2 protein-coding genes and 1 pseudogene are annotated in these 855 nt (G+C 46.9%); all 3 read left to right on the top strand.

Translation table 11 applies throughout. The features are described from left to right. Nucleotides 1-204 (top strand): annotated as a pseudogene (locus ACFILW_RS10205) (hypothetical protein); the annotation flags it as partial. 13 nt (nt 205-217) lie between these two features. Beyond that, nucleotides 218-679: a phage tail protein gene (locus tag ACFILW_RS10200; protein WP_375685781.1), complete on the top strand. Its 462-nt coding sequence runs from the start codon at nt 218-220 to the stop codon at nt 677-679. Further along, the coding region (locus tag ACFILW_RS10195) for a tail protein X (protein WP_375685780.1) at nt 676-855 on the top strand (180 nt) is incomplete at its 3' end. The genes ACFILW_RS10200 and ACFILW_RS10195, both read left to right, overlap by 4 nt.

Here is an 855-nt window from a genome sequence, read left to right as displayed (position 1 = left end):
CAACCCATCGTGCAATTTGCGGGAGCTTCTCCTGTAAATTCATCTGCGAGAGAGCAAAGAGACAAAGACCGTTCCCCCATCACACACAATCAAAATGTCACAGTGCATGTTAATGGGGCGCGTGAACCCATGGCCACTGGTCGTGCGGTTGCCCATGCTTTGCAACGGGCACGTGCTAATGCGCTGCATGGCGGGACAGAATGAGGGGAGGGAGCCTATGAGAGATCCTTTGATGATGTTAGGACCACATCTCTTTTACGTGGACTGGCTAAATTTCCAATCTTTTGAAGAAGAGTTTTCTGCCTCATGGGTTTGTATGGAGCGTTTTGGCAAGGCACCCAGTTTGCAATTTACCGGCTATGGCAATAATCCCAAAACCATTCATGGGGTTTGGTTTCCAGAAGAATTTGGTGATCGTGTAGCCATTGATGCTATCACTACAACTATTCGAAGAGCAAAGCCGGTCCAGATGCTTCATTGGATCAATGATACCACCTATAGTGTCCTTCTCCATGGACCCGTAGTAATCACCACGATCAATAAAGACCATGACTATATCAGTCGCTCTGGTCAATCCCAGCGCATCCGCTATTCCATTACGCTCTTGCCCTTTTTTAATGGCGGAAAACCACAAGGACAATACCAAGAGAGACAAATCCAAGTGGGACAACCTCTATGAAGATACCAGAAAAACATGTTGTTGTAGAGCTAGAGGATATGAGCCTCGATCTCCTCTGCTTTCACCATGCCATGGCAGTGTTCAGAGACCGGAGGCAAGCTGGTTTACTCAAAGGCTATTTAGAAGCCACACTGGAAGCTAATCCAGAGATTGCCAAATATGGTGTGTTTTTACCA

Origin of the sequence: Bartonella sp. TT110JLCBS (assembly GCF_042193405.1) — a bacterium.
Lineage (GTDB): Bacteria > Pseudomonadota > Alphaproteobacteria > Rhizobiales > Rhizobiaceae > Bartonella.
Note: the sequence above shows the minus strand (reverse complement) of the source record. Positions and strands in the feature narration are given on the sequence as shown.